Source organism: Herbidospora galbida (genome assembly GCF_005233835.1).
GTDB classification, from domain to species: domain Bacteria; phylum Actinomycetota; class Actinomycetes; order Streptosporangiales; family Streptosporangiaceae; genus Herbidospora; species Herbidospora galbida.
On sequence record NZ_SZQA01000004.1, the window covers coordinates 184,153 to 206,671 of the forward strand.

Consider the following 22,519-nt stretch of genomic DNA (forward strand, 5'->3'; position numbering starts at 1 on the left):
CACGCACGAAACAGTGATACGTTCTTGGGAGCGCTCCCAAGCCGCCGCGTGACACAATTCGGGCCTGAGGAGACCGGATGGCCGATCTTCCCACCCTCGCAGAGGTAGCCGCCGCTGCTGGCGTCTCCCCGGCAACCGCTTCCCGAGTCCTGACGGGCTCGGTCAGAGTGACAACAAGCACCAGGCGACAGGTCCACGACGCCATGTCGCGCCTGGGGTACGTCCGCCGGAGAGCCCCTCGGGGTTCCACCGCGCGCCGTACGGACCAGATCGTCGCCGCAGTGGTCTGCGAACAGACGCCTCGGTTGTTCACCGAGCCGTACTACGCACGACTGCTGTCGGCCGCCGAAGAGGTCTTCGCCGGCCACGGGGTTCCCCTCGTGGTCATGACGGCCACTCCGGCGACCGCCGCGATCGCCGCTCCGCCGCTGGTGGCGGGGGCAGTCGACGGGGTGCTCCTGATCGGGGCGCGGGCCCGCCACCCGCTCGCCGTGACGCTCGCCGCCTCGGGGATCCCGGTCCGCAGTGCCGGGCGTCCACCGGACGGCGTGGACCTCCCGTACGTCGACATGGACAACCGCGACGGTGGCCGCCAGGCCGCCGAGCACCTACTGCTGGGCAACCGGAGGGTGATCGCCACGATCGCCGGACCGCCGACTCTCCCGGCGGCCAGGGATCGGCTCGACGGGTTCAGGGAGACCCTCCGCGACGCGGGGGTCACCGACATGCCCGTCGCGTACGGCGACTTCACCCACGCCTCGGGCGCGCACGCCATGCAATGGCTGCTGCAACGCGCGCCCAGGCTGGACGCGGTGTTCGCCGCGTCCGACGTGATGGCGGCCGGCGCGATCCAGGCGCTGCGGCGGGCCGGGCGCAAGGTGCCCGACGACGTCGCGGTGGTCGGGTTCGACGACGCCCCCATAGCCCGGCACACGTCGCCGACGCTCACCACGGTCCGCCAGCCCGTAGAGGAACAGGCGGCCCTGGCCGCCCGGATGCTCCTCATGGCCCTCGCCGAAGGCGAGGCGCCCAAGGGGAACCCCGTCCTGCCCACGGAACTGATCGTCCGTGAATCGACCTGAGCTGGCCGAAGGCGATGTCCTCACCCGTCGCTATCTGCTCCAGGAGCGGATAGCGACGGGCGGCATGTCGGTCATCTGGAAGGCGTTCGACCAGTCTCTCCAGCGGACCGTCGCCATCAAGCTGCTCGACTCCTCCCTCGACGGCGACAACCCCGGCCGGGAACTCATCCGGCGGGAGGCCAGGGCGACGGCCCGGCTGATCCACCCCGACGCCATCGAGGTCTACGACTACGGCGAGACGGTCACCCCCCGGGGACGCCTGGCCGCCTACGTCGTCATGCGCCTGCTCGAGGGCCGCTCTCTGGCCGACCGCCTGGCCGAGGGCCCGCTCCCCTGGGAGGAGGCCGCCGCCACGGCGGCCCGCCTGGCCCTGGTGCTCGCCGCCGCCCACGAACGCGGCATCGTGCACCGTGACGTGACGCCGGAGAACGTCCTGCTCACGCCGGAGGGCGCCAAACTGCTCGACTTCGGCATCGCCGCGTTCGCCGGCGAGGCCGACGACGAGCTGGTCAAGGACTTCGGCACGCCGCCCTACGTGGCCCCCGAACGCCTGAAGGAGTTACCCGCCGCACCGGCGGTCGACGTCTACTCCCTGGGCGTCCTCCTGTACGAGATGCTCAAGGGCCGCCCGCCCTATCCCGAGACGACCTGGGAGGGCATCGAACAGGCCCGCCGCGACGGCCCGCCCCCGGGCCCCGACGGCGTGCCCGGCCTCCCCCACGAGATCGCCGCCCTCTGCCGCCGCTGTCTGTCGCCTGACCCGACAGAACGCCCCAGCGCCCGCGAGGTCGCCGCCGCCCTGATGCCCGGCGAGGCCGAACGCGAGCCCGGCTGGGTCAAGTGGGGGGCGGCGGTGGCCGGCGTGCTGGCGCTGGGCGTCCTGCTCGTCCAGCAGCCGGGCACCCCGGCGGGCCTGGCCGCGGACATCACCCTGACCGTGACCCCCACCAGCCAGGCCACCGCCCGCACCCCGGCCGACCGCAGCGTCGCCGTCCTGGACCCGGCCCCCGAAACGGCCCAGCCCGAAGCGACCGACGCGGGCTCACCCTCCGTCGCGGAAGACGAGCCGAAACCCCCGCCGAAGAGCCGGCCACCCCGGCCCGTCCCGCGCCCCGGGTCGACGCTGGGCCCCATCCCGCTGGCCAGCCCCGCCCCCGGCGTCCCGTCGGTGAAGTCGGCGGCGGCGGAGTTCGACCGCCTGGTGGCCGAAGGCGACAAAGCGGGCCACATCGGCCGCGTGGCAGCCGAGGACCTGCGGCTGGAACTGCGCAACATGATCGCCAACAACGACGCGAACGCGATCGCCAACCTCCGCAGAAAACTCGACGACCGCCTGAGGGAACAGGTCCTCACCCCCGCCTTCAAATCCCGCCTCGAAGGGGCCCTCGACCGCCTGTCCGCAGCCTTCGCCGCGAAGGGCACCTGACGGGCCACGCTTGACCGATCCGACCAGCCACCATGGTCTGCTCCGGGCGCGCCAGGTGGCGTCCATGGGCCGGGCGGTAGTAGCGCGAGGGCATTCATCCGGCCCTTGCGAGGAGCCTGCTCCAAAAAGCTTCAGAATGCGCGTGCAAGCCCTTCAGGGTCCACTCTGTGGAACGCCCGCTGGCGAACTTCCGACCTGACCCTGCAGAGTAAAGCCAGATCGTGCGGGCCCCCGCACGTGTCCGCACGATCCGCGATTATCTCCCCGCAAAACTCGCGATATCCCGTGGGAGCGCTCCCGTCAATGGGAGCGCTCCCAGAATAAGCACGTGTTTCATGCCCGTATCGCCTCGGTTGCCGCACCCACCCTTCACCTTCCCGCAAGCCTGCCGAATCTTTCGTCCGGATTCTGCGCCCTCCCATTGGGTAGCCTGCGGGCCCATGAGCGGATTCAAAAAATTCCTCCTCCGCGGCAACATCGTGGAGCTGGCGGTCGCCGTGGTCATCGGCGCCGCCTTCGGCGGTCTCGTCCAGGCCGTGGTCGCCGACTTCATCACTCCCCTGGTCAAGGCCATCACGGGCGGCGCCGAGGAGAGCTTCGGCGAGCTCAAGTTCACGATCAACGACAGCGAGTTCGCCTACGGCCACTTCCTCAACACCCTGCTGAGCTTCCTGATCATCGCGGGGGTCGTCTACTGGCTGGTGGTCACCCCCATGACCCGGCTGGTCGCCATGTTCGAGAAGGACAAGGTCGCCACAGAGAAGAAGTGCCCGGAGTGTCTGAGCGACGTACCGATCGAGGCGCGCAGGTGCGCCTTCTGCACAAGTGACCTGACCCCGGCGGCGGCCGAGCGCCCGCCCGCGTAAGGATTGAGGCATAAGGCGGGCGTAAAAGTTGTAAGCGGCGTGAAAGGCCGCCGCAAGCGGGCTTCCCTAGTGTTCCGTCTCGTCAAAGACAACTAGGAAGGCACTCTCCCAATGAAGACCGCTCGCCTCATCCTCGTCGCCGGTGCGACCTCCCTTCTGCTGGGTGTCGCCGCGTGTGGCGCCGGCGCGAACACGACCGAGGTCTGCAACGAGGCCATGAAGGCGTTCACCGACTACAGCACCAAGGTCGGTCAGGCCGCCGGGAACCTCGAAGGGATCAACTCCGAGACCCAGGCCCTCGCCACCCAGCTGAAGGGTCTGGCCGGCAAGGCCGACGGCGACCTCAAGTCGTCGCTCACCAAGATGGCCGACACGTGGGCCACCCTCAAGATCGACCCGGCGAACCCGTCGGCGATCACGGAGTTCGCGACCAAGACCTCCGAGGCGACCCAGGAGCTCGGCCTCGCCTGCGCCGGCTGACGCCATTCACACCGCCGGGCCGCCACGACGGCCCGGCGGGGCACGATCTTCTCTCCGTTACGGCTCCGCCCACCCCGGCACCGCCCGCCGCCCCCCACTGACCACCGTCCCCGGCGCCAACCGGCCGCGCGGCACCGCCCCGCAACGCGAAGGCGAACGCCCCACGATCGACGCCGAGGCTCCGGCGGCGAGCACCTCCGCGATTTCGGCGTGCCCGTGTGAGCAGCGCCAGTTCGCAGGGCCCACGGGGGCACCGGTCAAGCCGCCGGACATGCGGCCCACGAAAATGGAGCGGCGAAGGAAAACGCCGGCAAGAGGCCTGGGACAGACGACGGGAATTCGACGGGCGCCCCGGCGACAAAGGCACGGTCAGGCACACCCGGAGCTCGTCCGGTGACGACTTAAAACAGCCCCACCAGCCAAAACGCGCCGGACGACCGGCCGGCGATGAATCCCACCGGCGGGTCGTCGGGCACTTCGCATAGGTCAACCCGAGATCGCCGTACCTCACGAAAAGGTACGGCGATCTCGGTGTTTTCCGAACAATCAGGCTGAGGGATCCAGGCCGGGGTGGCATTCCCTGGCGACCCGTCGACTCGGCGCGACGACGGGAGGGACCGAACCGAATCCACCAGGAGACGGAATAGCGGGGGGTGGGAGGGAGTCCGGCTCTGGAGGAACCGTCACCCGGTATACATCGGACGTTTTGTAGGAGAAACCACAGATGTCCTACATGTTTCGGGACGATAGATGGGACTTATGATTTTTGTCAACAGAAGTCTGCCGACGAGCGAGATTAATTAGCCTCGCCGGGCCCCATGTGACGTTGCACTGTCGTCACCTGCCAGCAGGAACACGCTCCCACACGACTCCGGAACGGTCCGAGCGGGGATCACAACCCGGGACCGCGCCCGTTGACCCCCCTCATATCCCGTAGTAACAATGTCATCGATCAGCTCAAGGGCGGTGGCAGCCTGCGGGTCGACACAGAGTCACAGAGACGTGATCGGCGCACGCGTCCCTCACCGAAGAGGAGTAAGCGTGAGCGACACGCATGCCCAACAAGACTCCCTCCGCCGTAACCTGGGGCTGAACCGGCGCCAGTTCATTGCGGCCTCGACCGGCGTGGCCGCGGCCACGGCGCTGCCGCTCGCCCTGCCCGGGACCGCCCAGGCCGAGGAGGTGCCCGTGGCCGACCCCGCCGCCGCGGCCCTGCCCGACGATCGGAGCGCCCTGGTCCCCGCCTCGCAGCGAGGCATCATCCTCTACACCGTCCGCGACGCCGTCAGCCGCGACCCCAACGCGAGCCCGCACCCCTCGGGCTTCAAAGAGGTCTTCGCGGCCCTGGCCGCGATCGGCTACAAGCAGATCGAGTTCGCCGGCTACACCCAGCACGCGAACGCCGAGGGCGGCAACAACCTCGAATCGGTCGCCGGCGCGACGTTACTGCGGTCGTGGCTCGACGCCAACGGCCTGCGCGCCCAGGGCAACCACGGCTTCATCCCCGGCTCCTGGCCGCTCAGCACCGCCGACCTCGACCGGTTCAAGCGCACGCTGGAGATCGCCAACATCCTCGGCATGCAGCACGTCGGCACCGGCAGCGACCCGACCAACAGCAACTTCAAGGCCGACTGGGACGTCGCCATCGCCAAGTGGCACGCCCTGGGCGAGCTGGCGACGGCCGCGGGCCTGAAGCTCTACACGCACAACCACGACGCCGCGTACAACTTCCTGCTGGACAGCGGCCCCCTCGACGCGCTGGGCCGGCCGACCCGCTCGTCCGGCATCCGCAAGCTCGAGTACTTCCTCAGCCAGACCGACAAGCACCTGGTCTTCCTGGAGATGGACCTGTTCTGGGCCCACGTCGCCCAGTACAAGTTCAGCAACTACACCGCCGCCGACGGCACCGTGGTGCAGGACATCTTCGACCCGTTCACGCTCATCCGGGACAACCAGAAGCGCTACCCGCTGTTCCACATCAAGGACGGCAAGGCCAACCCGGCGATCGCCAACGGCTACGACATGGTCCCGCTGGGCACCGGCAACATCAACTACCGGGAGTTCTTCGAGCGGGTCAAGATCCGCGACAAGCACCACCCGATGTACGAGCAGGACAACGCCCCCAACGGCGCCGACCCGGCGCAGTCTCTCGGGCTCGCTCAGCTGAGCTGGAACAACTGGGCCGACATGCGCGAAGACCGGTACTACGAGTAACCGCTGACGCATCCCTGTTCTCTACCGGACCGCCGCGCGGATCCGCCGTTGCCCCGGCGGCACGGCGGTCCGGTCACCGATACTCCTCGTCCAAGGAGAAGTACCTTCCATGCAGCGTACCCGAAGGGCGCTGGGGGTCCTCGTGACCGCCCTGGCGCTTCCGTTAGGCATGCTCGGCGCTCCCGCGCAGGCAGCCGATGACCCGGCTGTGACCTGGTCGAACTACGAGAAGATCACCCTCACCAAGAACGTCGGCGAGCCGGTCGACATGGCCGTGCTCCCGGACCTGCGCGTCCTGCACACGGCCCGGACCGGCGACCTCCGCCTGACCGACCCGTCGACCGGCATCACCAAGATCGTGAACACGCTCCCGGTCTACAACAACTCCGAGGACGGTCTCCAGACCGTCGCGCTGGACCCGGACTTCGCGACCAACAAGTGGGTGTACCTCTACTACGCCCCCCGCACGATGACCCCGCCCTACGTCGCGACCACCCCGACGGGCTCGGCGCCGAACACGCTGCCGGCGGGCCAGACCGACGCCTACTGGGACCAGTGGAAGGGCTACAACCAGCTCTCCCGCTTCAAGTGGGACGGCGAGAAGCTCGACCTGACGACCGAGCAGGTCATCATCAAGGTCGAGGTCCAGCGCGGCCAGTGCTGCCACGTCGCGGGTGACATCGACTGGGACGCCGACGGCAACCTCTACCTCGGCACCGGCGACAACACCCCGGCCTCCGCGCCGGGCGCCAACGGCTACGCCCCGAACAACGACGCCCCCGGCGTCAACCCGGGCAACGACACCCGTCGCGGCGCCGGCAACAGCAACGACCTGCGCGGCAAGATCCTGCGCATCAAGGTCCAGGCCGACGGCTCGTACACGATCCCGCCTGGGAACCTGTGGCCGGTCGGCACGGAGAAGACCCGTCCCGAGGTCTTCGTGACCGGCGTGCGCAACCCGTTCCGCCTGGACGTCGACCCGTCGACCGGCACCCTGTCGTGGGCCGACTACGGCCCCGACGCCGGCGCGCCGAACGCCGACCGCGGCCCGATGGGCCTGGTCGAGTGGAACACCACGCCGACGAACAAGCCGATCAACGCGGGCTGGCCGTACTGCACGGGCAACAACTTCAACTACAACAACTGGAACTTCGCGACCAACACGCCGCGTGAGTTCTTCGACTGCGCCGCCGGCCCGGTCAGCGGCTCGCGGCACAACACGGGTATCGCGCAGCTCCCCCCGGCCACCCCGGCCGACCTGTACTACGGCGACAACAACACCCATCAGCCGGCCGAGTGGGCGGGTCTGACGGACTTCGACCCGCAGACCGGCCAGGGCCCGATGGGCGGCCCGATCTACCACTACGACGCCGCGAACCCCTCGCCCTACAAGTTCCCGCAGTACTGGGACGGCAAGGCGTTCTTCGCCGAGTTCTCGCAGGACTATCTGGCGGCCTTCACCCTGGGCGGCCCCGACGGTCCCGTCACCAAGATCGAGCAGTTCTTCCCGAACAAGGCGCTGACCACGGCCGCCATGCCGATCACCGACAGCCCGATCGACATCGAGTTCGGCCCCGACGGCGCGCTCTACGTCCTCGACTACGGCGACGGCTTCTTCCGCGCCAACCCCGACTCCGGTCTCTACCGGATCGACTACGCGGCCGACAACAAGACCCCGCAGCCCAAGATCAAGGTCGACAAGGCGTCGGCCAGCGCGCCGCCGCTGACCGTGAACTTCGACGCCTCGGGCTCGACGGACACCGAGCCGGGCGCCCTCACCTACGAGTGGGACGTGGACGGCGACGGCACCTTCGACAAGACCGGCGTCCAGGTCAGCCACACCTACGCGGCCAACGGCCTCTACTTCGCCCGCCTCAGGGTCACCGACTCGGGCGGCAAGTCGGCGCTGACCTCGGTCGAGATCTCCGTCGGCAACACCGCTCCGGAAGTCAGCGTCAACACCCCCGGCAACGGCGGCTTCTTCGACTGGGGCCAGGCCATCCCGTTCAACCTCTCGGCCAACGACGCCGAGGACGGCCCGAACGCGGTCTGCTCCCGCATGCAGTGGAACTTCGGCCTCGGCCACGACAACCACGCCCACCCCGAGACCCTGGGCACGGGCTGCACCGGCGCCTGGCCGACCCCGGCCAACGCGCCCGAGCACGGTGAGACCGAGAACATCTTCGGCGTCGTCGTGATCTCCTACCGCGACGCGGGCGCCAACGGCCTCCCGCCGGCGCTGGGCGAGGCCAGCATCATCCTCAACCCCAAGCTGCAGCAGGCCGAGCACGCCGACATCATCGACGGCGCGGTCGACACCGACGACCCGAACGCCTCGGGCCTCGGCAAGATCACCTCGCTCGACCCCGGTGACTCCATCGCCTGGGACCCGGTGAACTTCGCCGGCATCAACAGCGTGAAGGTCCGCGCCTCCGGCGCCGGCACCCTGGCGCTGCGCTGGAACTCGGCGACGGCCACGCCGTTCGCCAGCGTCACCATCCCGGCCGGCGCGGGCTGGCAGGAGGTCACCCAGGCGCTGACCAACGCCCCGACGGGCACCGGCCGGCTCTACGTCACCTCCACCGGCGGCGTCGACGTCGACTCGTTCACCTACGTCGGCGGCGGCGTCGCCGACACCACCGCCCCGACCGTGACCGCGACGCCGAACCCGGCGCCGAACGCCAACGGGTGGAACAGCGGCAACGTCAGCGTCAGCGTCACCGCGACCGACAACGGCACCGTCTCCAGCCGCCAGTACTCGACCAACGGCGGCCAGACCTGGTCGAACGCCAACAACCCGGTCAGCATCACCGCCGAGGGCGTGACCACGTTCCTCTACCGGGCGACCGACAACGGCGGCAACGTCTCGCAGGTCGGCACCCTCACGGTGCGAATCGACAAGACCAACCCGACGGCCGCGATCTCCGGGGTCACCGCCACCGAGTACGGCACCGGCGACGTCGTCACCCCCGTGGTGACCGGCACCGACGCCCACTCGGGCGTGGACACCACGACCGCCACGATCGACGGCACTCCGGTCACCCCCGGCCAGCCGTTCGACCTGTGGAAGCTGTCGCTCGGCGAGCACACCCTCGTCGGCACGGTGACCGACAAGGCCGGCCGCACCGCGACCGCCGAGGTCAAGTTCACGGTGACCACGTCGTACGAGGACCTGGAGACGCTGATCCCCCGGATGCGCGACGCCGGCAAGATCACCGCCAACGGCGCCACGGCGCTGCTGAATCACCTGCGCGACGCGCAGCACAGCCTCAGCCTGAACAAGCCGTCGGCGGCCAGGTCGGAGCTGAACGGTTTCATCCGCACGCTGTCGCAGCGTGACTACGTCAAGGACGCGGAGCTCCGCGCGGCCCTCGAAAGGGACGCCAACAAGCTCCTCTCCGAGATCCAGTAGGTAGTACTCCGGAAGAAGGTGGGGAGGCCTCCGTGGCCCCCCACCTTTTTCCATTCCGGCACGGCGAAAAGCGGCGGAAAGGCGAAGAATCGCCTTTCCGCCACCTTTGCTAATGCCTAGAGGTCGAACTCGCCGCCCTTCACCCCGTGGACGAACGCGTCCCATTCACCCGGGGTGAACGCGAGGATGGGCCCGGTCGGGTTCTTGGAGTCGCGCAGCGCGATGGCGTGGCCCATCAAAGCCACCTCCACGCACTGGTCTCCCTGGCTGTTGGACTTCTCGGCCTTGCGCCACGTGGCGGCGGAAACGTCGAGGTCGGTGAACTTCACGAGGTCATCTCCTTCTCTGCGGATTCGAGTACTTCCAACGACCGTTCCGGGCTGAGTGCCGCGGCCCGTAAGTGGTCGAAGATGTGGGCGCAGCGCCTGAGCTGGTCGGGCGCCTCCAGGTAGAGTTCGCCGCCCGGGTTCTCGAGCAGCACGACCTCCCCGTCGGCGGGCCCGGCGAAGCTGAGGATGCTGAACGGACTGCCCATGCCGAGATAGGCGCCACCACGCAGAGAGAGCACCTGGATCGTGATGTTGGGGCGGTTGGCCAGTTCGTGCAGGTGACGGAGTTGCTGGGCCATCACCCGCGGGCCGCCGACGCGGCGCCAGACCACGCCCTCGTCGAGCACCACCCACATCGCGAAGTCTCGCTGGTCGAGCTTGCGCTGCCGCTGGAGCCGCAGGGCGACCCGGCGGCCGGTGGCCTTCGGGGTCTCCTCGAGAGCGGCGCTGATGACGGCCCGCGCGTAGTCGGCGGTCTGGAGGAGTCCGGGGATGACCACCGATTCGTAGTTGCGCACCGACACGGCCTCCCATTCGAGCCCCACGTAGGGGCCGGGGAGGACGTCACCGTAGGCGTGCCACCAGCCGCGATCCCCCGCGTCACGGGCGAGGTCGGCCAGGGCGGCCCGGTGGGCGGGGTCGACGTCGTAGAGTTCGAGCAGGTCACGAAGGGTTTTGGCGCGGGGTCGGGTGAGCCCGGTCTCGATGCGGTAGATGGTGGAGAACGCGACACCGAGACGGCCCGCGACCTCCTCGCGGCTGTAGCCCGAGTCGGTGCGCAGGCGGGTCAGTTCACCGGCGAGGCGGCGTAACCGGATCGTCGGCAGTCGCCCAGTTGCCATTGTGCGAATTTCCCCCCAGCCGATTTCCAGGTAATGCCGGTGTCACGGAGTCTGCCACGCCGCGTTAGGGACTCCAGGTAATGCGGATTAGTGACGGTGGACATTTCTGCACCGCCGGAGAATCCCCAGTCCTTCTTGGGGTAGCTGGCCTTGCATGAAGCAGATCACGACTGACATTCCCGCGCGGTTAGACCGACTGCCATGGTCGCGTTTCCACTGGCTCGTGCTGCTCGGGCTGGGCACCGTGTGGGTGCTCGACGGTCTCGAGGTCACCATCGTCGGAGTGATCGGGCCCCGGCTGACGAGCGACGCCGGCGGACTGAACCTGACCGATTCCGAGGTGGGCCTCGCGGCGGGCATCTACGTGCTCGGCGCGTGCGTCGGCGCGCTCTTCTTCGGCCATCTGACCGACCGGTTCGGGCGGAAGAAGCTGTTCCTGGCGACGCTGGCCCTCTACCTGGCCGCCACGGTGGCCACGGCGTTCTCGTTCGAGCCCTGGTACTTCTTCCTGTGCCGGTTCTTCACCGGCGCCGGAATCGGGGGTGAGTACGCCGCCATCAACTCGGCCATCGACGAGCTGATCCCGGCCCGGCTGCGGGGCCGGATCGACCTGATCATCAACGGTTCCTACTGGCTGGGCACCGTCTTCGGGGCGCTGGTGGCCATCCCGCTGCTCAACCCGGAGGTGCTGCCCGAGGACATCGGCTGGCGCGTGCTGTTCGGGCTGGGCGCGATCCTGGGCATCGGCATCCTGCTGATCCGCAGGCTGGTGCCGGAGAGCCCGCGCTGGCTGTTCATCCACGGCAAGGACGAGGAGGCCGAGAGGATCGTCACCGACATCGAGCGGTCGGTGCACCGGGAGCTGCCGAAGGCCGACCGGCAGATCACGGTCAACCAGCGCGACCACACCCCGCTGACGGAGGTCGCCAAGACGCTGGTGCGGCGTTATCCGCGGCGTACGGTCGTCGGGTTGTCGCTGTTCATCGGCCAGGCGTTCCTGTACAACTCCATCTTCTTCACCTACGCCCTGGTGCTCGCCACCTTCTTCGGGGTGCCCGACGGCTCGACCCCCTGGTATCTGATCCCCATCGCGATCGGGAACTTCCTGGGGCCGCTGCTGCTGGGCCACTTCTTCGACTCCATCGGCCGCCGTCCGTTGATCGCGGGCACCTACGTGCTGTCGGGCCTGCTGCTCGTCGGCACGGCCCTGCTGTTCGACGCCGGCGCGCTCGACGCGACGACGCTGACCGTCTGCTGGATGGTGGTCTTCTTCTTCGCCTCGGCGGGGGCCTCCTCGGCCTACCTGACGGTCTCGGAGATCTTCCCGATGGAGACGAGGGCGCTGGCGATCGCGCTGTTCTACGCGGTCGGCACCGGCATCGGCGGCATCATCGGGCCGGTGCTGTTCGGCCGGCTCGTGGAGAGCCAGCAGGTCGGGCAGGTGACGGTGGGCTACCTGATCGGGGCGGGGCTGATGATCGCGGCCGGTCTGGTGCAGTGGTTCCTGGGCGTCGAGGCGGCCCGGCGGTCCCTGGAGGACATCGCCGAGCCGCTCAGCGCTCAGACCATCGACCGGGCCCAGGCGTAGTCGGCCTTGCCGTTGGCGTGCCGCCGGACCTCGTCGGCCCTGACGAACTCCTTCGGCACCTTGAACCCGGCGAGCCGGGCGGCGCACGCGTCCTTGAGCGCGGCGTCGTCCGGTTCCCCGGGTTTGCCCGTGTGTACGACCGCCACGACCTCCTGCCCCCACCGCTCGCTGGGCCGCCCGACCACCAGGGCGTCGACCACGCCCTCGACCTCGCGCAGGACGCCCTCCACCTCTTCGGCGAAGACCTTCTCGCCGGCCGTGTTGATCACCGTGGCCTCGCGGCCGCGCAGGTCGATCGTGCCGTCCTCCCGCCAGACCGCCCGGTCGCCGGGGATCGCGTATCTCACGCCGCCGACCGTGCGGAAGGTGCGGGCGGTCTTCTCGGGGTCGCCCAGGTAGCCCAGCGGGATCGGGCCCGAGCGGGCCAGCCAGCCCTCCTCCGGGTCGCCGGGTGACAGGACGCGGGTCTGGTCGGCGCTCAGGACGACCGTCCACGGACCGGCCTCGAACCTGCCGCCGTCCATGCGGACGGCCGAGTTGCCGGTCTCGGAGGAGCCGAGGGTGTCGACGGTGCGGACGCCCGGGACGAGCTCGGACAGGCGGGCGCGCAGGGCCTCTCCCAGGAAGGCCCCGCTGGTGCCGATCATGCCGAGCCTCAGGTCGTACACGCGGCTCTGGAGCTCTTCCACCAGGGGACGGGCGAAGGCGTCGCCGACGATGACCGTGCCGGTGACGCGCTCGCGTTCGAGGGTGGCCAGCAGGCTGGGGGCGTCGAAGCGGTCGACGCGGTCGGCGATGACGACGGTCGAGCCGAGGCACCAGCCGTTGAGGGTGAACCAGATGCCGGTGCCGTGCATGAGGGGCGCGGCGGGCAGGATGCGGCGGCGGTTCGCCCGCGCGTGGCCCACCAGCTCGTCGAGACTCCCGAACGAGGATCCGTCTCGGCGGCGGATCCCGACCGGGCCGTCGAGCAGGTCCCCGATGCGCCACACGACGCCCTTGGGCATGCCGGTCGTGCCGCCCGTGTAGATGATGTGGTGATCGTCGGGCGAGGGGGCGGCCGGCACCGGGCCGGGCGACGCGGCGGCCAGCGCCTCCTCATAGGGCAGGGCTCCGGGCACCAGGGGGTGGCCCGAGTCGTCCATGACCTGGAGCAGGAGGGCCGACGGCGGCGCGGTCCGCGCGACCAGCGGCGCGAACGCCGCGTGGAAGACGACGACGGCCGGTCCGGCGTCGGCGAACAGGTAGGCCAGTTCGTCGGCCGTGTAGCGGTAGTTGACGTTGAACGGGGTCACCCGGGCCTTGTGGGCGCCGAGCAGGGCCTCCAGGTATTCGGGGCCGTTGTGCAGATAGACGGCCATCCGCGCGCCCGGCCCGAGGCCCCGGGAGTGCAGCAGGTTGCCCAGCCGCCGGGTGCGTTCGGTCACGGTCTGCCAGGTGGCCCGCCGGTCGCGCCACACCAGGCACTCCCGGTCGGGGACCGCCGTCGCGATCGCCTCATGCAGCGTGGCCAGGTCGAACTGGGTCACCGCACGCCCTCCAGAACAATAGTCCAGAACAATCGTCTGCGACCATTCTCACACAAACCGCATGTGTGATTACTTTCGCCCATATGGGTATGAATGTCACCGATGACACACAGAGCGTCATCAAAGCCACTTTCGGGGGAAAATATGGCTGAAATGCCTCAGAAGCGCCAGCCCAAGGTCTCGGGCAAGGCCAAGCGCGCCACCATCAAGGACCAGCGTGCGGCCAAGCAGGACAAGCGCGAGGGCGGCGACAACCGTCCCGAGCGTGAGGGCATGGGCGGCGGTTCGATGGGCAACCGCGTGAGCGGCGGGGAGAGCCGGCAGCCGGGGCACTCCTCGCAGCAGCAGCATCAGCAGCGCCAGGGTGGTCAGCAGCACCACTGACCTGCCTAGTGGGGGTCTGAGGTGAAGGCTCGGGGAAGGGGGCGACCCGTTCCCCGAGCCTGTTCCGCTTTTCAGGGAGACGGATGGCCGGCTATCTGCGCTTTCCCACGATCTTCCGCGACGTGGTGGTCTTCGCCGCCGAGGACGACCTCTGGATGGTGCACGCCGACGGCGGCCGCGCCTTCCGGCTGACCGCCGGGGTCGCCGAGGCCGCCTACCCGCGCCTGTCCCCCGACGGCACCCAGATCGCCTTCGTCGGCCGCGAGGAGGGGCCCGAGGAGGTGTACGTCATGCCGGCCGACGGCGGCGCCGCCGAACGCCTCACCTTCCACGGCGCCGACTGCCAGGTCACCGGCTGGGACCCGCACGGCGCGATCGTCTACACCAGCGACGAGGGCCAGCCCTTCCACGGCTACCGCTGGCTGCACCGGGTCGTCCCGGGCGGCGTGCCGGAGCCGCTGCCCTACGGCCCCGCCTCCGCCATCACCTACGGCCCCGGCGGGATCGTGCTCGGCCGCAACACCTCCGACCCGGCCCGCTGGAAGCGCTACCGGGGCGGCACGGTCGGCGACCTGTGGATCGGCGCGCGGCGCTTCCGCCGCCTGATCGCCCTCCCGGGCAACCTCGCCTCGCCGTGCTGGGTGGACGACCGCGTCTTCTTCCTGTCCGACCACGAGGGCGTCGGCAACGTCTACTCGTGCTCCCCCGACGGCGGCGACCTGCGCCGGCACACCGACCACGGCGACTACTACGCCCGCAACCTGTCCTCCGACGGGCGGCGGCTGGTCTACCACTGCGGCGCCGAGCTGTTCCTGCTCGACCCGGGCGCCGACGAGCCGCGCCGCATCGACGTGCGGCTCGGCAGTTCGCTGACCCAGCGCAACCGCCGGTTCGTGCCGGCCGCGAACTTCCTCGACAGCGCCACCCTCAGCCCCGACGGCTCGCGGCTGGCCGTCACGACCCGGGGCAAGGCCTTCTCCTTCGCCTGCTGGGAGGGCCCGGTGCTCCAGCACGGCGAGCCCGACGGCGTCCGCTACCGGTTCCTGACCTGGCTCGACGACGACGGCGAACGGCTCGTCGCGGCGGCCAGCGACGACGCCGACCGCGAGGTGCTGGTCGTGCTGTCGCACGAGGAGCCGGTCAGGCTCGACGGCGCCGACACCGGCCGGATCACCGAACTGGAGGTCTCCCCCCGGGGCGACCGGTTCGCCGTCACCAACCACCGCAACGAACTACTGGTCGTAGAACTGCACGACGACGGGGCGACGGTGACCGAGGTGGAGGCCAGCCCGTTCGGCGCCATCGAGGACCCGGCGTGGTCGCCCGACGGGACGTGGCTCGCGTACGCGTGCCCGGTCGCCCGGCAGACCACCATCATCAAGCTGTTCAACGCCGAGACCGGCGAGATCGCCCCCGCGACCGACCCGGTGCTCGTCGACCGGCGGCCCGCCTTCGACCCCGAGGGCCGCTACCTCTACTTCATCGGGCAGCGGGTGTTCAACGCCGTCTACGACGAGCTCCAGTTCGACCTGGGCTTCCCGATGGGAACCCGCCCCTACGCCGTGGCGCTGCGCGAGGGGGTCGGGTCGCCGTTCGTGCCGGAGCCCCGGCCGCTCGACCACGAGGACAACGAGGAACCCGACTTCGAGATCCACACCGACGGCCTGCCCCGGCGGATCGTGGCCTTCCCGGTCGAGGAGAACCGCTACGAACGGGTCGCGGGTCTGAAGGGCAAGGTCATCTACACCACGACCCCGGTGGTCGGCGACCACGGCTCGACCCTCCACTGCTACGAGTTCGCCAAGCAGAAGGCCGAGGAGCTCGTCTCCGACGTGGCCGACTTCAGCCTCGGCCGCGACCACTCGACCCTGCTCTACCGGTCGGGCGACCGGCTGCGCGTCGTCAAGGCCGGGGAGTCGCCCTCGGAGGACGACGAGACCGACCGCAACGACGGCTGGATCGACCTCGACCGCGTGAAGGTGTCGGTCGCGCCCGAGGCGGAGTGGCGGCAGATGTTCCGCGAGGCGTGGCGGCTGCAGCGCGAGAATTTCTGGGACGAGGACATGGCCGGCATCGACTGGGACGGCGTCTACGCCCGCTACCTGCCGCTGGTCGACCGGGTCGGCACCCGGGGCGAGTTCTCCGACCTGCTGTGGGAGCTGCTGGGCGAACTCGGCACCTCCCACGCCTTCGAGTCGGGCGGGGAGTACCGCGACCGCCCCCACTACTGGCAGGGCAAGCTCGGCGTCGACTGGCTGTACGAGGACGGCCGCTACATCATCGGCCGCATCGTCACCGGCGACCCGTGGAACCCGCTCGCGACCTCGCCGCTGAACCGCCTGGGGGTCGACGCCCTCCCCGGCGACGTCGTCACCGCCATCAACGGGGTGCCCGTCGGCCCCGACGCCTCACCCGGGCGGCTGCTGGTCAACCTCGCCGACGAGGAGGTCGAGCTGACCCTCGAACGCGACGACGAATACCACCTCGTGGTCGTGCGGGCCCTGTGCGACGAGCAGCCGGCCCGCTACCGCGACTGGGTCAACGCCAACCGCCGGCTCGTCCACGAGCACACCTCCGGGCGGGTCGGCTACGTCCACGTCCCCGACATGGGCCCCGACGGCTTCGCCGAGTTCCACCGGGGCTTCCTGACCGAGTACGACCGCGAGGCCCTCATCGTCGACGTGCGGTTCAACGGCGGGGGGAATGTGTCGGCGCTGCTGCTGGAGAAGCTGTCGCGGCGGCGGCTCGGCTACGACTTCCCGCGCTGGGGCGTGCCCGCGCCCTACCCCGACGAGTCGCCCCGCGGGCCCATCGTCGGCCTGACGAACGAGTGGGCCGGGTCGGACGGCGACATCTTCTGCCACACCTTCAAGCTGCTCGGGCTCGGGACGCTGGTCGGCAGGCGCACCTGGGGCGGGGTCGTCGGCGTCTGGCCCCGCCACCGCCTGGCCGACGGGACGCTGACCACGCAGCCGGAGTTCTCCTTCGCGTTCGACGACGTCGGCTGGCGGGTGGAGAACTACGGCGCCGACCCCGACGTGGAGGTCGACATCACCCCGCAGGAGTACGCGATGGGGGTCGACGCCCAGCTGGAGCGGGCCGTCGAGATCGCGCTCGACCTGCTCGGGCAGGCCCCCGCCCACACCGCCAACCCGGCCGACCGCCCCCGCCGTGTGGTGCCCACACTGCCGCCCCGGGTGGCCGCCTGGCGGGAAAGCGACGATCGCCGTGGTCGGGGTCGGCTAGCGTAGGCCGGGTGCCGCGCCTGCTACTCGTATCCCTGCTCTTGGTGACCGCCTGCGCCACGCCCGCGTCACAGCCGCCGGCCGTGCGAACGGCGTCGGCGAAGTCGGCGCCCGCGAAGACCGCGCCGAAGCCGGTCGCGGTGCCGTCCGGGGTGACGACCGGCTACGTCGTGTACGACCGCGTCCAGAAGAAGATCACGGTGAGCAGGAACCCCCACAAGCGGTTCCGGTCGGCGTCGGTCGTGAAGCTGATGATCGCGATCGACCACCTGGAACGGGTGAGGAAACCCAACCTGGCCCTGATCAAGCCGATGCTGCGGGTCAGCGACGACGCCGCCGCGACGAAGCTGTTCACGCTCGGTGGCCAGGGGAAGATCATCCAGCGGGTGGCCAAGAAGCTGAGGCTCACCGACTCGGGGCCGCCCCCGGCGGACAAGCCCGGGTTCTGGGGCTACACCGCGATCAGCGCGCTCGACATCGCCAAGGTCTACAAGTACATCCTCGAACAGGCCTCCCCCAAGGTCCGCGACACGATCATGGGCCACCTGCGGCAGGCCGGGCCGTGCGGCAGCGACGGCTTCGACCAGTTCTTCGGCATCCCGCGCGGCGTCGCCAGGCCGTGGGCGGTGAAGCAGGGCTGGTCCGGCTACGGCTCGATCCCGCCGGTGCGCTGCAAGGGCAACGGCTCGGCCACCTCCTACCGGGCCCCGGCCCCGGTCGACTTCCGCAACGCCGTGCTGCACACCACCGGCGTCGTCGGCGCGGGCGACCGCTACATCGAGGTCGTGCTGACCACCCAGACCTCCCGCTGGTCCGACTCCGTCACCAAGATCACCCGGCTGGCCCGGGACGTCCATCGGGCAGCCCTCGCCCGATGAGACTGGGACGACGGGTCGCGGAAGCGGCCGAGATCGCACTGGCGACCCGCAAATACGTGACGGTCGTCGACGTGCTGACGGGCCTGCGCTGGGTGCACACCCGGCACGTCGAAAGCTGGCGGCAGGGCCGGGCGGGCTCCCTGGAGGAACTCGCCGCCGTCGACGCCGCCCGCATGACCGACGCGGCGGCGCTGCTGGCCGAATGGGCGGGCGACAAGGGCCTGATCGCCGGGGAGGCCGCGTACGTCTCCGGCAGCCGCGACCGCTCGGCGCTGCGCTTCACCCGCGACGGCTCCGAGGAGCAGGAGCGCAACTTCCACCGGCAGTGGATCAGCCCCGCGATGTCCGAGACGCGCCGCCGCCGCCTGGCCGAAACGCAGAGCCGCCCGCCCGACCTGCGGGTGCTGGTCCCCCAGGAGCCGTGGCGCTGCGCGGGCTGCTCCGACACCGGCCCCTACCTGATCATGGAAGACGCCTCTCCCTACTGCCTGACCTGCGCCGACATGGACCATCTGGTCATGCTCCCGGCGGGCAACGCGGCGCTGAGCCGCCGGGCCAAGAAGGAGAGCGGCCTGTCGGCCGTCGTCGTCGAGTACAACCCGCGCCGCAAGCGCTTCGAACGACGCGGCGTCCTCATCGAGGAGGCCGCGCTGGCCCGCGCCGAAGACCTCTGCCTGGAAGACGAGGACCTCCGCGCCCGCCGCCGCACCCGCGACGCCGACCGCCGCGCCCACCAGGACGTCGAGTTCCAGGCCCGGATGGCGGCCGAGATCCTGCGTCTGTTCCCCGGCTGCCCGAGGGCCGACGAGATCGCCGCCCACGCGGCCCTGCGCGGCAGCGGCCGCGTAGGCCGCACGTCGGCGGCCAAGGTCCTCGACGAGTCGGCGATCACCCTGGCGGTGGTGGCCTCGGTCCGGCACAAGGACACGGCCTACGACGAACTCCTGATGAACGGCGTCCCCCGGATGACGGCCCGCGCCCAGATCCGCGACCGGATCGACGCCGTGCTGGAGTCGTGGCGAACGGCCTGAGCCCTCAGGCTGATCCGGATCTGACCCGGTCGAGCGCCTGTTCCGCCTCGGCGGCCAGGGTGGTGACGAGGTCCTCGGCCGAGGGCAGGTCGCCGATGAGGCCGACCGCCTCGCCCGCCCAGACCGCCGGCGGGACCGCGCCCCGGGCCATCTCGTCGCTCGCCGCCTGCCTGGTCTCTCCCGTCAGCTCGGCCTCCCTGCCGTGCCATCGGTCGATGTACGGATGCGCGAGGCTCCGGCCGTCGTACTTCTCGGGCCAGTCGACGCCCTTGACGATGTCGAGCACGCTGCTGCGCTGGGTCTGGCCGCCGTGGCTCTCGACGATGGCCCTGGTCACGGCCGGGTCGACGATCGCCTCCGCGCTGGCCTGGAAGCGGGTGCCCAGCAGGGCCCCGGACGCGCCGAGCACCAGCGCGGCGGCGACGCCCCGCCCGTCGGCGATCCCCCCGGCGGCCAGCACCGGCGTCTCGCCCGCCATGTCGACCACCGCCGGCACGAACGGCAGCGTCGACCGGCCCTTCCGCGCGCCGTGCCCGCCGCTCTCGGTGCCCTGGACCACGATGACGTCGGCTCCGGCGTCCAGGGCCTGCCTGGCCTCGGTCAGGTCGGTGACCTGGATCATCAGCGGCACCCCGGCCCGCCTGATCGGCTGCAGGAACGGGGTCGGGTCACCGAACGACAGCAGCACCGCCGCCGGGCCGAACTCCAGGGCGTACTCGACCCCGGCGACCTCGGCCGCCCAGCAGACGAACCCGACGCCCCAGGGTTCCCGGGTGCTGTGGGCGACGATCGGCAGCTCCCGTTCGAGCCAGTCGCGGACCCCGAACCCGCCGCCGACGAACCCGAATCCGCCGCCGCGCGACACGGCCGCCGCCAGCTCCCCACCGGCCGAGAACGCCATCGGCGCGGACACGATCGGGTGCCGCACCCCGACCAACCTGGTGAAACTCGTCGTCAATGCCATGTGATCATCATGGCCCGGCGTCATTCGGGCGCCGTGTAGCGCTCCTCCACCAGTTCTCTGATCCGCGCCCGCCCCTCGTCGACGCCGCCGCCCGACTGCTCGACCTCGGCGACGGCGGCGGCGAGTTCCTCGTCCTTGACGCACCCGGCCATCCAGCGCGAGTAGTCGCCGTTGCCCCGGTGGAACTCCCACGTGTCCTCGTCGACCCCCTCGCCCAGCCGCAGGAACAGGTTGAGGTTGTCGGCCTTGAGGTTCAGCCGGTCGTCGGGCCCGCGGAAGTAGAAGCTGGAGTCGTCGCCGAGGGTCCCGGCGGCGTACTTGCGGATGTGCCGGCGGCGTTCGCCGGTCGACGGGGTGAGCGTGACCTGGACGGGGTCGTCGCCGGGCCGCCAGAGCACCAGCTCGCCCGTCTCCAGCTCGTCCGGAACCTCGGGCCGCTCAGCCTGGTTGAAGGCGTCCAGGACCCCGGCGGGCTCGTCGCCCACGGCGATGACTGCGGTGAACTCGCTCAGCACCGGCGCGCTGACCGAGCCGGGATGCACGGTGATGGCCAGGACGGCGCCCGCGTCGTCCAAGGTGGCCGACGACTGCAGGTGGAACCCCTCCGGCACCATGTGGTGCGCCTCGTCGACCACCAGCCAGTGCGGCCGCCCGACCCGCCCCCAGACGGCGGCGATCCGCATGAGCAGCTGTTCGAAGTAGCCCGGCCGGTCGTCGATGGGCACCCCGAGCAGGTTGACCACCACGCTCCGCGACGAGTCGTCGACCACCCGCAGGACCTCGGCGTGGGTCGGCGCCCGTTCCGGGTCGCCGAGGACGACGGCGTCCCCGAGCCCTTCGGCGTAGTCGCCCTCGGGGTCGATCAGGATGATCTGGTAGCCCGCCTCCTGGATGCGCTCGACGAGCGCCGCCGCGACGGTCGACTTCCCGCTGTGCGACGGCCCGGCGATCAGGATGCGCTCGCCGTACGCCCGGATCTTCACCTCGTCGCCGAGGAGGATGTCGTGGCGGTCGAGGGCGACGTCCGCGAGGTCGTCGTCCACGATCAACCGGGCGAGTTCGACCACGTCCTCGGTGACCAGGTCGCACGACTCCCGCAGCGACGGCACCGCCCCGGCCACCGCGACCGCGCACTCGCACGCGGCCAGGAACGCGTGGTCGTTCTCGGCGTCGCCGACCCCGACGACGCTGTGCGCCGACAGCCCCAGCTCCGCGAGCGCGACGTCGAGCCCCGTGGCCTTGTTGACCCCGGCGGGGAGCACCATCACGGCGCCCTTGTTGAAGACGACCTGCAACTCCAGTCCCAGCTCCCGGATGACGTCGAGCACCGTCCCCTCGTGCGGCTGCCAGGTCGCCACCATCCCCGCCCCGACGCTCAGCGGTTCGACACCCCGCTCGCGCAGCATGTCGACGAACTCGGCCTTCGGCGGCTCGGCGAGCGGCACGCGCTCCTGTTCACCGGGCCGGTAGAGCAGCGCCCCGTTCTCGGCGACGACCCGGTCGAACAGGTCGAGGCGGGGGAAGAGGTCGATGAGGTCGTCCAGCTCCCGGCCGGTGACCAGGATCAGTCGCCGGCCCGAGCGGGCCAGCCGGTCGAGCGCGTCGACGGTCGCGTCGTCGACCCGACCGTCGGTGGCGATGGTGCCGTCGTAGTCACAGGCCAGTGCTTGAAAGCGCATGACCGTCGGCTGCCCTGGCCGGAGAGGCTGAAGCCTCGCCCGAATCGGCTACGTCCGCGTGGTACGTCACGGTATGTTGCCTGGGGATCATCTCAGTGTCGCGGAGGAACGGTCCGATGGTGGAGCAGCAGGATTTCTTCATCACGTACAACCACAGGGACGAGGCCTGGGCGACGTGGATCGCCGAAACCCTTGAGACGGCCGGTCACACGACGGTCATCCAGGCCTGGGACTTCCGGCCGGGAGACAACTTCATGGCGGGCATGGACGAGGCCCTGACGGCGTGCCGCCAGACATTGGGCGTGCTGTCCTCCCACTATCTGGCCTCCCTCTTCACCCGGGCGGAATGGACCGCGGCCTACCGTCAGACGTTGCTGGGTCAGCCGCGCGCGTTCATCCCGGTCAGAGCGGCCGAGTGCGATCCGAGTCCCTTGCTCGGCCCCTTGGTCTACGTCGATCTGGTGGGCGTGGACGAGGACGAAGCCCGCCGCCGGCTGCTGACCGGCGTGGCCGACTCGGTGCCCCGAGCACGACGTGACGCCAGATTCCCCGGCACGCCGAACCACTGAC

17 protein-coding genes are annotated in these 22,519 nt (G+C 70.3%); 12 read left to right on the forward strand and 5 right to left on the reverse strand.

The genetic code is table 11. The features are described 5' to 3' along the window. Window positions 1-77 precede the first annotated feature (77 nt). The 6 genes from FDA94_RS07140 (at window position 78) to FDA94_RS07165 (ending at window position 9,480) form a co-directional block, all read left to right on the forward strand. Window positions 78-1,082 (forward strand): LacI family DNA-binding transcriptional regulator, encoded by a 1,005-nt coding sequence (locus FDA94_RS07140; protein ID WP_137246222.1) that lies wholly within the window; start codon window positions 78-80, stop codon window positions 1,080-1,082. Continuing rightward, window positions 1,069-2,508: a serine/threonine-protein kinase gene (locus FDA94_RS07145; RefSeq protein WP_137246223.1), complete on the forward strand. Its 1,440-nt coding sequence runs from the start codon at window positions 1,069-1,071 to the stop codon at window positions 2,506-2,508. The genes FDA94_RS07140 and FDA94_RS07145 overlap by 14 nt, the downstream gene beginning before the upstream one ends. A 440-nt stretch (window positions 2,509-2,948) precedes the next feature. Then, on the forward strand, window positions 2,949-3,374 hold the full coding sequence (mscL, locus tag FDA94_RS07150) for a large conductance mechanosensitive channel protein MscL (RefSeq protein WP_137246224.1): 426 nt from the start codon (window positions 2,949-2,951) through the stop codon (window positions 3,372-3,374). A gap of 111 nt (window positions 3,375-3,485) precedes the next feature. Further along, window positions 3,486-3,854 carry a hypothetical protein gene (locus FDA94_RS07155; RefSeq protein ID WP_137246225.1) on the forward strand — a complete coding sequence of 123 codons (369 nt, stop codon included), beginning with the start codon at window positions 3,486-3,488 and terminating at the stop codon, window positions 3,852-3,854. A 1,041-nt stretch (window positions 3,855-4,895) separates the two neighbouring features. Next, window positions 4,896-6,068, forward strand: a complete 1,173-nt coding sequence (locus FDA94_RS07160; RefSeq protein WP_212735213.1) for a sugar phosphate isomerase/epimerase family protein — start codon at window positions 4,896-4,898, stop codon at window positions 6,066-6,068. A 109-nt stretch (window positions 6,069-6,177) separates the two neighbouring features. After that, on the forward strand, window positions 6,178-9,480 hold the full coding sequence (locus FDA94_RS07165) for a PQQ-dependent sugar dehydrogenase (RefSeq protein ID WP_137246227.1): 3,303 nt from the start codon (window positions 6,178-6,180) through the stop codon (window positions 9,478-9,480). Window positions 9,481-9,596: 116 nt separating this feature from the next. Here the strand turns inward: FDA94_RS07165 and FDA94_RS40335 are convergent, their stop codons facing one another. Continuing rightward, on the reverse strand, window positions 9,597-9,809 hold the full coding sequence (locus FDA94_RS40335) for a DUF397 domain-containing protein (protein ID WP_062335698.1): 213 nt from the start codon (window positions 9,807-9,809) through the stop codon (window positions 9,597-9,599). Further along, the gene (locus tag FDA94_RS40340; protein WP_137246229.1) at window positions 9,806-10,651 is read right to left on the reverse strand and encodes a helix-turn-helix domain-containing protein; all 846 of its coding nucleotides are present in this window, start codon (window positions 10,649-10,651) and stop codon (window positions 9,806-9,808) included. The genes FDA94_RS40335 and FDA94_RS40340 overlap by 4 nt, the downstream gene beginning before the upstream one ends. A 223-nt stretch (window positions 10,652-10,874) precedes the next feature. Between FDA94_RS40340 and FDA94_RS07180 the strand changes: the two genes are divergently transcribed. Then, the gene (locus FDA94_RS07180) at window positions 10,875-12,239 is read left to right on the forward strand and encodes an MFS transporter (RefSeq protein ID WP_246059609.1); all 1,365 of its coding nucleotides are present in this window, start codon (window positions 10,875-10,877) and stop codon (window positions 12,237-12,239) included. On the opposite strand, the gene FDA94_RS07185 is transcribed toward FDA94_RS07180, so the two are convergent. Then, complete coding sequence (locus FDA94_RS07185; RefSeq protein WP_137246231.1) at window positions 12,212-13,768, reverse strand: AMP-binding protein; 1,557 nt, start codon at window positions 13,766-13,768, stop codon at window positions 12,212-12,214. The genes FDA94_RS07180 and FDA94_RS07185 overlap by 28 nt on opposite strands. A 153-nt stretch (window positions 13,769-13,921) precedes the next feature. Here FDA94_RS07185 and FDA94_RS07190 point away from each other — a divergent pair, with 153 nt between their 5' ends. The 4 genes from FDA94_RS07190 to FDA94_RS07205 all read left to right on the forward strand — a co-directional run bounded on the left by FDA94_RS07190 (window position 13,922) and on the right by FDA94_RS07205 (window position 19,306). Then, on the forward strand, window positions 13,922-14,152 hold the full coding sequence (locus tag FDA94_RS07190; RefSeq protein ID WP_137246233.1) for a hypothetical protein: 231 nt from the start codon (window positions 13,922-13,924) through the stop codon (window positions 14,150-14,152). An 83-nt stretch (window positions 14,153-14,235) separates the two neighbouring features. Further along, window positions 14,236-17,403: a S41 family peptidase gene (locus FDA94_RS07195; protein WP_137246235.1), complete on the forward strand. Its 3,168-nt coding sequence runs from the start codon at window positions 14,236-14,238 to the stop codon at window positions 17,401-17,403. 5 nt (window positions 17,404-17,408) lie between these two features. Continuing rightward, window positions 17,409-18,275: a serine hydrolase gene (locus FDA94_RS07200; protein WP_170990818.1), complete on the forward strand. Its 867-nt coding sequence runs from the start codon at window positions 17,409-17,411 to the stop codon at window positions 18,273-18,275. Beyond that, window positions 18,272-19,306, forward strand: a complete 1,035-nt coding sequence (locus tag FDA94_RS07205; protein ID WP_137246237.1) for a DUF2293 domain-containing protein — start codon at window positions 18,272-18,274, stop codon at window positions 19,304-19,306. Before FDA94_RS07200 ends, FDA94_RS07205 begins: the two co-directional genes overlap by 4 nt. 4 nt (window positions 19,307-19,310) lie before the next feature. Here the strand turns inward: FDA94_RS07205 and FDA94_RS07210 are convergent, their stop codons facing one another. Next, window positions 19,311-20,270 carry an NAD(P)H-dependent flavin oxidoreductase gene (locus tag FDA94_RS07210; RefSeq protein ID WP_137246239.1) on the reverse strand — a complete coding sequence of 320 codons (960 nt, stop codon included), beginning with the start codon at window positions 20,268-20,270 and terminating at the stop codon, window positions 19,311-19,313. Window positions 20,271-20,290: 20 nt separating this feature from the next. Then, complete coding sequence (locus FDA94_RS07215) at window positions 20,291-21,949, reverse strand: HAD-IIB family hydrolase (RefSeq protein WP_137246240.1); 1,659 nt, start codon at window positions 21,947-21,949, stop codon at window positions 20,291-20,293. 116 nt (window positions 21,950-22,065) lie between these two features. Between FDA94_RS07215 and FDA94_RS07220 the strand changes: the two genes are divergently transcribed. Further along, the gene (locus FDA94_RS07220) at window positions 22,066-22,518 is read left to right on the forward strand and encodes a toll/interleukin-1 receptor domain-containing protein (RefSeq protein ID WP_137246241.1); all 453 of its coding nucleotides are present in this window, start codon (window positions 22,066-22,068) and stop codon (window positions 22,516-22,518) included. The last annotated feature ends 1 nt before the right edge of the window (window position 22,519 follow it).

Bases quoted from the DNA above. Each gene is read 5' to 3' on its own strand.
- FDA94_RS40340 (WP_137246229.1), bottom strand. From the start codon at position 10,651: ATGGCAACTGGGCGACTGCCGACGATCCGGTTACGCCGCCTCGCCGGT.
- FDA94_RS07195 (WP_137246235.1), top strand. From the start codon at position 14,236: ATGGCCGGCTATCTGCGCTTTCCCACGATCTTCCGCGACGTGGTGGTC.
- FDA94_RS07165 (WP_137246227.1), top strand. From the start codon at position 6,178: ATGCAGCGTACCCGAAGGGCGCTGGGGGTCCTCGTGACCGCCCTGGCG.
- FDA94_RS07205 (WP_137246237.1), top strand. From the start codon at position 18,272: ATGAGACTGGGACGACGGGTCGCGGAAGCGGCCGAGATCGCACTGGCG.
- FDA94_RS07220 (WP_137246241.1), top strand. From the start codon at position 22,066: ATGGTGGAGCAGCAGGATTTCTTCATCACGTACAACCACAGGGACGAG.
- FDA94_RS07140 (WP_137246222.1), top strand. From the start codon at position 78: ATGGCCGATCTTCCCACCCTCGCAGAGGTAGCCGCCGCTGCTGGCGTC.
- FDA94_RS07210 (WP_137246239.1), bottom strand. From the start codon at position 20,270: ATGGCATTGACGACGAGTTTCACCAGGTTGGTCGGGGTGCGGCACCCG.
- FDA94_RS07215 (WP_137246240.1), bottom strand. From the start codon at position 21,949: ATGCGCTTTCAAGCACTGGCCTGTGACTACGACGGCACCATCGCCACC.
- FDA94_RS07155 (WP_137246225.1), top strand. From the start codon at position 3,486: ATGAAGACCGCTCGCCTCATCCTCGTCGCCGGTGCGACCTCCCTTCTG.
- FDA94_RS07190 (WP_137246233.1), top strand. From the start codon at position 13,922: ATGCCTCAGAAGCGCCAGCCCAAGGTCTCGGGCAAGGCCAAGCGCGCC.
- mscL (WP_137246224.1), top strand. From the start codon at position 2,949: ATGAGCGGATTCAAAAAATTCCTCCTCCGCGGCAACATCGTGGAGCTG.